This is a genomic window from Xenorhabdus bovienii, assembly GCF_024721015.1.
GTDB classification, from domain to species: Bacteria; Pseudomonadota; Gammaproteobacteria; order Enterobacterales; family Enterobacteriaceae; genus Xenorhabdus; species Xenorhabdus bovienii.
This window is the reverse complement of sequence record NZ_JANAIF010000117.1, coordinates 1-6,079: the sequence shown is the minus strand read 5'-3', so window position 1 is coordinate 6,079 and position 6,079 is coordinate 1. Positions and strand designations below refer to the sequence as shown.

The following is a 6,079-nucleotide window of genomic DNA, read 5'->3' as shown; positions in this document are numbered from 1 at the left end:
GCATAGACATCACTGTTAAAAATCTGTGGTGTCCATTCCGTCAGAGAGGCGGCATTTTTCGCCCGCTCCACGGTATCTGCCAAACCGAGGTTTTTCACAAACTCATTTTCGTTCGGAATGTCCGCGCCGTTCTTTGATTTCTCCAGACGAGAATTAGCATTGTTATTCGCATTGGCCGCATTTTGGATGGCGGTGTTCGCGTTGTTGATAGCGTTTCCGGCATTCTGATTTGCGGTATTAGCCAGATCATACGTTGCTTTAACCGCTCTCGGTGTTGCAGCATCCACCTCACTGTTACTGTTAGTGGCGTTAGACAGTTTAGTAATGCCTGCCACAGTCTGAGAGGCCACAGGGATATTAGCGCCTACCGTTGTCCTTAATGCGTTTAGCAAACCTGCTCGCAACGCTGCCGTGTTACCATCATCCAGCACGTCCTGATTGTTGGTTTCCGCGATAAACTGAGCCACTACGCTCGCAATTACCGATGTCTGCCGCCAAACCTTATTCAATTCCTGCGACTTAGCCACCCCAGAACTAAACCCGTTAGTCCGTGCGGCCAGATTGCCGTACTCCTCGTTTGTTAATACACTCGCCCCGTCTGCGATGCCGAACGGGAGAAATTCATTTTTTGCCATAGTGTCCTCACAGTTTTACAGCCCAGCCGCCCGTACCAAAACCGGCGACAAATTCATTATTGATATCAAAGCCAAACAGCCCCTTGCGGGCAGAATTGATATAGTTGTTAACCCGAACCGCCTCAGGTTTGACGTTCAGATAGCCTTGCCTGATCACTGCCTTAATCACCTCAGGAACGACGCCACCGGTTAAAAACACATCCATCGTCATGTCCTGATTATCGATAAACAATATTTTGGTATTACTGTCCGGCAAGATTTGCTGATAAATGGCCTCCAGCATTTCGCTGGTGCCGTCCCAGTGGTTAGCCTGAATTTTTACCCGTAACAGTGTGCGATACGTCTCATCGTCCAGTTCCGTAAATCCGGTGTCACTGTCAAATTTCCTCTTCCAGCTACCCCGATCGAAACCGATTTCCTCCATGTCCAGCGAGAAATACACGCCAACAATAGGTACCCGCACGTAGCGCGACAGCCCAATCCATTCCCCGACTGCATCCAATTGCACACCGACCCCGTGGTCGATGGAGAATTCGGTATTCAGGGTCTGGGCAACTGTGGCAATGTCTGAGAGCGTGCGGGTGATGAGGTCAAGGTGGTCAACAAATTTAGGCGCTGTCCGATGCTGGGCGGTAATGAGTTTTAGATAGTCTCGCCTCATGTCACCACCACATTAATATTGTCAATGTTACAAACGGGTGCCTCGTTAAAGGCGATTTTTAAATTGGATTCCGCCAGCGAATGTGCTGATCGGCCAATTTTCAATGTGTTAATGTCGTAAGTCTTCCCTTCCTCATCGCCGGGCAAGTTGGCAGGGGAATAGAGCCGCGCCAGATAAACATTATCGCCAATAACAATCGTGTTAATGTATTTCGCTATGGCCGTTTTGATCCTGTCCCCTACCAGCGTGGTGTAGCCCTCAAACGCCGTGATGTTCAATTCGACATAAACTGACACGTCAACGGGGCGTGAGAATCTAATGGGCGTTGACAATCCATAATGATTGCGAACATTAATTGTTGTGTCGCCAAACGTCCCTGAGCCGGGCGTTTTTTTCAGGGCAATGGTTTTAGCGATTTCAGTCGCGTCCCCGCCATCGACGATCATGGCAACCGAGTGCGGCGGGATACCGTTGACGTCAGTTTTATGGGTGTCATTCTCAAACCCGCGTAAACGAACAACGCCCGGTATCAAACTGATTGCACCGTGCATGCCATCCAGTACCGTTCGTGATGGCAGGGCTACCGATTTATGTTGGCGGATGCGTAACGCGCCGTCAGGTTCAATGGGCGCGCCCGCCGTGGCGCTATGTGAATTAGTGACACTCTGCCAGCCCCGTGTCGGGGTGCCGATTATATCAATGTCGCCCGGTGCGGCGGTGATCGCCCCCAGTTTTTGACAGGTCGCCGTGACGGTTACTGTACCCTGCGTACCTATCGTGACAATATCTGGCAACGTCCACGGATGGTTGTTCCGGTCACGCACGAGACCGTTTTTAACCACCGTGCCGACCTGACCCACCAGAGTAATATCGGCCGTCGAGCGAGTAGCTGCATGGCGTGACAAGCCATTAATGGCGACGTTGTTAGAGAGTGCGGCACCGCTGGACGTACGGGGACTGTAGGTGTTATAGGACGCAACGACCATGTTATTGGCATCATGGATTGCCAGAGCGTAAATGGCGATCATCTGCCCGTCTTTACTGTCCGGCTCTAAATAGGCATCCTCGCCGTAAATCTGACGAAAATACCCGTTGAGCCGTTCCAGTATCGTCGGGTAATCAGGCGCAGTGATGCCGCTCGCGGTGATTTTGGCCGCAAGCCCTAAGGTGTCTAGATTAAGCATAATTTACCGTTCGCTGGTTACTGTGGTTTTGCCGTAGCGGGTGTTGATAGTGGCGGTAAGGGTCATTTTTCGGGTGTCGGGATCACGTTTAGCATCGAGTGAGATAATTTCAGTTACCCCCTCAGTACCGAGAATGTGCTCGCGAATTGCCATCGCACTGGCATAGCTTTTATCTAATACTGCCTCTCGGTAGGGTGTTCCCGCTGCCATATCCAGAAACCAGTCCCCACGCCATAAGTTGAGCCGTGTTTTTACGGCCTGTGCGACTGCTTCGGGTGAGTTGGTCAGAAAGGTACTATCACCCTGCCCGAAACTGTAATCGCCGTTGCTGTCTTCTCGTCGGTATCGCATTATTGAGGTCCTCCTGTAGTTCCGCCGCCTGTTTCAACTCCACTATGTTTGTGTTTCATCTGACTAACGCCACCCGCTATCACATCATTTTTCACATTAATAGGGCCATTCATCATCGCCATACCACCACTGGCACCCATACCCTGTGACAGATTGCCGTTGATGATCACATTGCCATTGAGCACAATCTCGGGTGAAGTGATTTCAGTTCCGCCATCCGCCGTTGCGGTCAGTTTGCCGGGAGTTTTGACCGTAATGTTATGACTGCCGGGAGACAGTTCGATGTAGGCCGCGCCGTCGTCAGTTCGCAGTTGGGCGGCGCTGGTACTGATACCACTGATTTTCTTTGCCTGAGACTGAGGCCCCACAATCGCAAACCCATCCGATAAATTGTGCTGGCGAGGATCTACAGGTTCCTGAACGCCGCCGTTCTGCCACCAGTAATCAATGCAACGGTCAGCGAAAACGACCAGACATTCATCACCGGGCTTAACAGGAAATGTCAGTGTGACACCGCCTCCACGCGGGAAAATAACCGGCACGTCCACCAGCAAAGGTAATGCGACCGATTCAGTCTTGCCTTCGCTGTTCGTGACTTTCCAGCGTATCGCAGGCTGGGCAGTCACTGTCACCGCATCGGCATTAAATGACTGAATAATGCAGGGTAAGGCCACGTATAGCCCGGAACTGATCGCCGCCTGCATGACCAGAAACGGCGTTTCGGGCTGGTTAACTCGTTCATGGTGAGTGATCATTGTTGTCTCACATCTGCCTGTAGTGCGGATTGGTTAATTAATGTCTGGTCGCTCTTGGCCACACAGATCAATTCCATGTACCACGTGTTTTCACGGGTATCACCGAAATAGTTGACGTTGATAACCACATAGTCGCCGTCGGCGTCAATGGGCGCAGGCATCTCTTTATCACTGTTGCCAGAGGCGATAACCCCCGTAGATTTACCACTTCGGGTTCATCATGGTACCGGATGGCCTTACGGAAAAATCGAAGGGCTGCCGCGGCATCTCGTTTGGCGGTCAATAGGAAGTCGATGGTCTGACCGTTGCTGTCAACCGCCCGGTACAGATATTTCCACTGTCCTTTGATTTTTATGTCGGTTTCATCCATTCGCCATCGACGACCCACGGTGCGCTTATGTCGGCGAAAGGCCTTATCCAGCAACGGTATCAGGCGAATGACCCAGCGGTGAAGCGTGGAATGGTCAACGACAACGCCGCTCTCTGCCATTATTTCTTCCAAGTTACGCAGGCTGAGGGCATAAGCGAGATACCAACGAACGCACTGAGCGATGATATCGACAGGATAATGTAGACGTTTGAAGGCTTTTCGGATCAGAGGCATAGTCAGGTAACATCACAAAAAAACAGCATGTTACCCAACGACGCCTTAATGCGACAGAGCCTGAAAAAGCGTGGGTCACTTGAGTTGTTTGGCGGTAAAATGGAACGGTAAAGAAGGGACAGTAAAGAAGGGACAGTATCGTTAATTTAAACAATTACCCATCTTGGTTTTGCGAAGACTGATTATTGATGACATGAACGGCCTGATGAAAAACCTAAGCATAAAAATGGCTCATTGAAGCCGAACATTTTTTTAGGCACATCAGGCGCGGAACTTATTAGGGCGCGGGCATTTTTGCTCATATGACGCCGGATAGATTTAAGCAAATCCATCATAAATCAAAATGGGTGTTGCCCCATAGATTTTATGCTCTCGAGCACAGACCGTATTGGCTGGGATTGAACGGGTTTGTATGTTGCGCAAAGGACAATATCCACAAGAACCAGAATATCCAATTTCACCGGCGGCCTATTTCTATCAACTGACTGCATAAAAATAAATCAAGACACTTTCGCTCGAGATCTCTCTGTTAATGCGACAGAACCTACTCTGGTTCTGGTACCGTGCCATCATTGGCGAGATAGCCATAGCGGTTAATAAATTCCCAGGCATAGGCTTCACCGCTGCGGCTGAAGCCGGCATCCCAGTTCACAGACCAGGTCATCAGGCCGAGAATGTCCAGACCCGCCGCTTTCAGTCGTGCCAGCGCGTTATACACATCCTGCGGATCGATAACGTAGCCAGTGGCTGCTGCATCATTATTGGCTGGCAGGCCTATAATAAATTTACCGTGAGGAATTTTTATAAAACCACGGGTACCGGTGACCAAGCTCTCGGTCAGGTAATAAAGGAAGTCTTCTTTCTGTGCATCATTATTCTGGGCAATCCAGCCGACGCCATCTACGTAAACGCCGTCGCCGCCCTGATTATAAAATTGCGGGGCGATGTAATCGTAGTAGCCTTCCAGTCCGTTAATATAGGCGTTGTACTCACGCCCCTGCGCCAGATACGGGAATTCCGGGGCCATACTGATGGTGAAGTTTTTACCCAACGGACGAAAATGGTTCTTAACTACTTTCAGTGCAGCAGGAATAACGGTCTGATTGTTAGCAGCAGTAATGGCAGCCTGCTCTAGGTCAATATCCAGGCCGTCAAAATCGTACTGTTCAGTCAGCGCGATGATACGGTTTCCCAGCGCCACTTCGTCCCCGCTGATCAGCTCAATATGTGCATCCGCACCACCGAGGGAAATAAGCACTTTACGACCCTGAGCGTGAACCAGATCGATCTGACGGCGGAACTCAGTTTCAGTACCTTTATAAGGTTTGAAATCAGGAATACGGTCGCTGTTCTCCAGTACCTTCATAAAGGCAACGGCAATAACGTTATACGCCACGGGGATTTCTGACAGGTCCATTTCAGTAAAACGCCCTTGCTTATAACCCTGGCCCGGCTCCGGCGCCCAATTGTGCCAGAAGCCCATCACAATCTTATTTTCACTATTCTGTAGTGTAGGTGTTTTCATGGACATAACCACTCCATTTGTATTTTCGGATAGATAGTGGATACTGTTAACTCCACCGTTTTACGGCAACATTTTTAAACTTGAATGAAAAAATCAAGGGATTTAACAAGCATATTTCATGAACACGATAGTCAGTGTTGCGATTGTCGGGATGGCGAATAAACTGGCCCGCACGGTCTGGACACTGGTTGCCCATCAACGGGAATACCAAAAAGATTACGTCAGTGTCAGGCCTTATTGAGGTATTTCACAGGTAAAAATTCACTTCAACTCAATTAAAAAAGAGGTATATATCCGTCGTCATTGAAGATGCTTGATTTTTCATTTGTATCAGATCATGATCGCGCTCATGAAAATTAATCTG

The 6,079-nt window shown here is 49.6% G+C and carries 5 protein-coding genes and 4 pseudogenes; 2 read left to right on the top strand and 7 right to left on the bottom strand.

Translation table 11 applies throughout. The annotated features are described in order from the left end of the window. From NXS07_RS18220 to NXS07_RS18195, 6 genes and pseudogenes are all read right to left on the bottom strand, one after another. The coding region (locus NXS07_RS18220; RefSeq protein ID WP_258087343.1) for a phage tail protein at positions 1-635 on the bottom strand (635 nt) is incomplete at its 3' end. A 7-nt stretch (positions 636-642) separates the two neighbouring features. Beyond that, a complete protein-coding gene (locus NXS07_RS18215; protein ID WP_038201788.1) occupies positions 643-1,296 on the bottom strand; it encodes a DUF2612 domain-containing protein in 654 nt (217 codons plus the stop codon). Further along, a complete protein-coding gene (locus tag NXS07_RS18210) occupies positions 1,293-2,480 on the bottom strand; it encodes a baseplate J/gp47 family protein (RefSeq protein WP_258087342.1) in 1,188 nt (395 codons plus the stop codon). The genes NXS07_RS18215 and NXS07_RS18210 overlap by 4 nt, the downstream gene beginning before the upstream one ends. A 3-nt stretch (positions 2,481-2,483) precedes the next feature. After that, positions 2,484-2,831 carry a contractile injection system sheath initiator gene (locus NXS07_RS18205; protein WP_046336498.1) on the bottom strand — a complete coding sequence of 116 codons (348 nt, stop codon included), beginning with the start codon at positions 2,829-2,831 and terminating at the stop codon, positions 2,484-2,486. Beyond that, positions 2,831-3,586, bottom strand: a complete 756-nt coding sequence (locus NXS07_RS18200; RefSeq protein ID WP_258087341.1) for a Gp138 family membrane-puncturing spike protein — start codon at positions 3,584-3,586, stop codon at positions 2,831-2,833. Before NXS07_RS18200 ends, NXS07_RS18205 begins: the two co-directional genes overlap by 1 nt. A 196-nt stretch (positions 3,587-3,782) precedes the next feature. After that, positions 3,783-4,190: pseudogene (locus tag NXS07_RS18195) on the bottom strand (IS6 family transposase); the annotation flags it as partial. Positions 4,191-4,563: 373 nt separating this feature from the next. Here NXS07_RS18195 and NXS07_RS18190 point away from each other — a divergent pair. Continuing rightward, positions 4,564-4,683: pseudogene (locus NXS07_RS18190) on the top strand (IS6 family transposase); the annotation flags it as partial. A 57-nt stretch (positions 4,684-4,740) separates the two neighbouring features. Here the strand turns inward: NXS07_RS18190 and NXS07_RS18185 are convergent. Next, positions 4,741-5,721, bottom strand: a pseudogene (locus NXS07_RS18185) (glycosyl hydrolase family 18 protein); the annotation flags it as partial. A gap of 127 nt (positions 5,722-5,848) precedes the next feature. Here NXS07_RS18185 and NXS07_RS18180 point away from each other — a divergent pair. Then, a pseudogene (locus NXS07_RS18180) lies at positions 5,849-5,956 on the top strand (IS110 family transposase); the annotation flags it as partial. Between the last annotated feature and the right edge of the window lie 123 nt (positions 5,957-6,079).

Bases quoted from the DNA above. Each gene is read 5' to 3' on its own strand.
- NXS07_RS18215 (WP_038201788.1), bottom strand. From the start codon at position 1,296: ATGAGGCGAGACTATCTAAAACTCATTACCGCCCAGCATCGGACAGCG.
- NXS07_RS18210 (WP_258087342.1), bottom strand. From the start codon at position 2,480: ATGCTTAATCTAGACACCTTAGGGCTTGCGGCCAAAATCACCGCGAGC.
- NXS07_RS18205 (WP_046336498.1), bottom strand. From the start codon at position 2,831: ATGCGATACCGACGAGAAGACAGCAACGGCGATTACAGTTTCGGGCAG.
- NXS07_RS18200 (WP_258087341.1), bottom strand. From the start codon at position 3,586: ATGATCACTCACCATGAACGAGTTAACCAGCCCGAAACGCCGTTTCTG.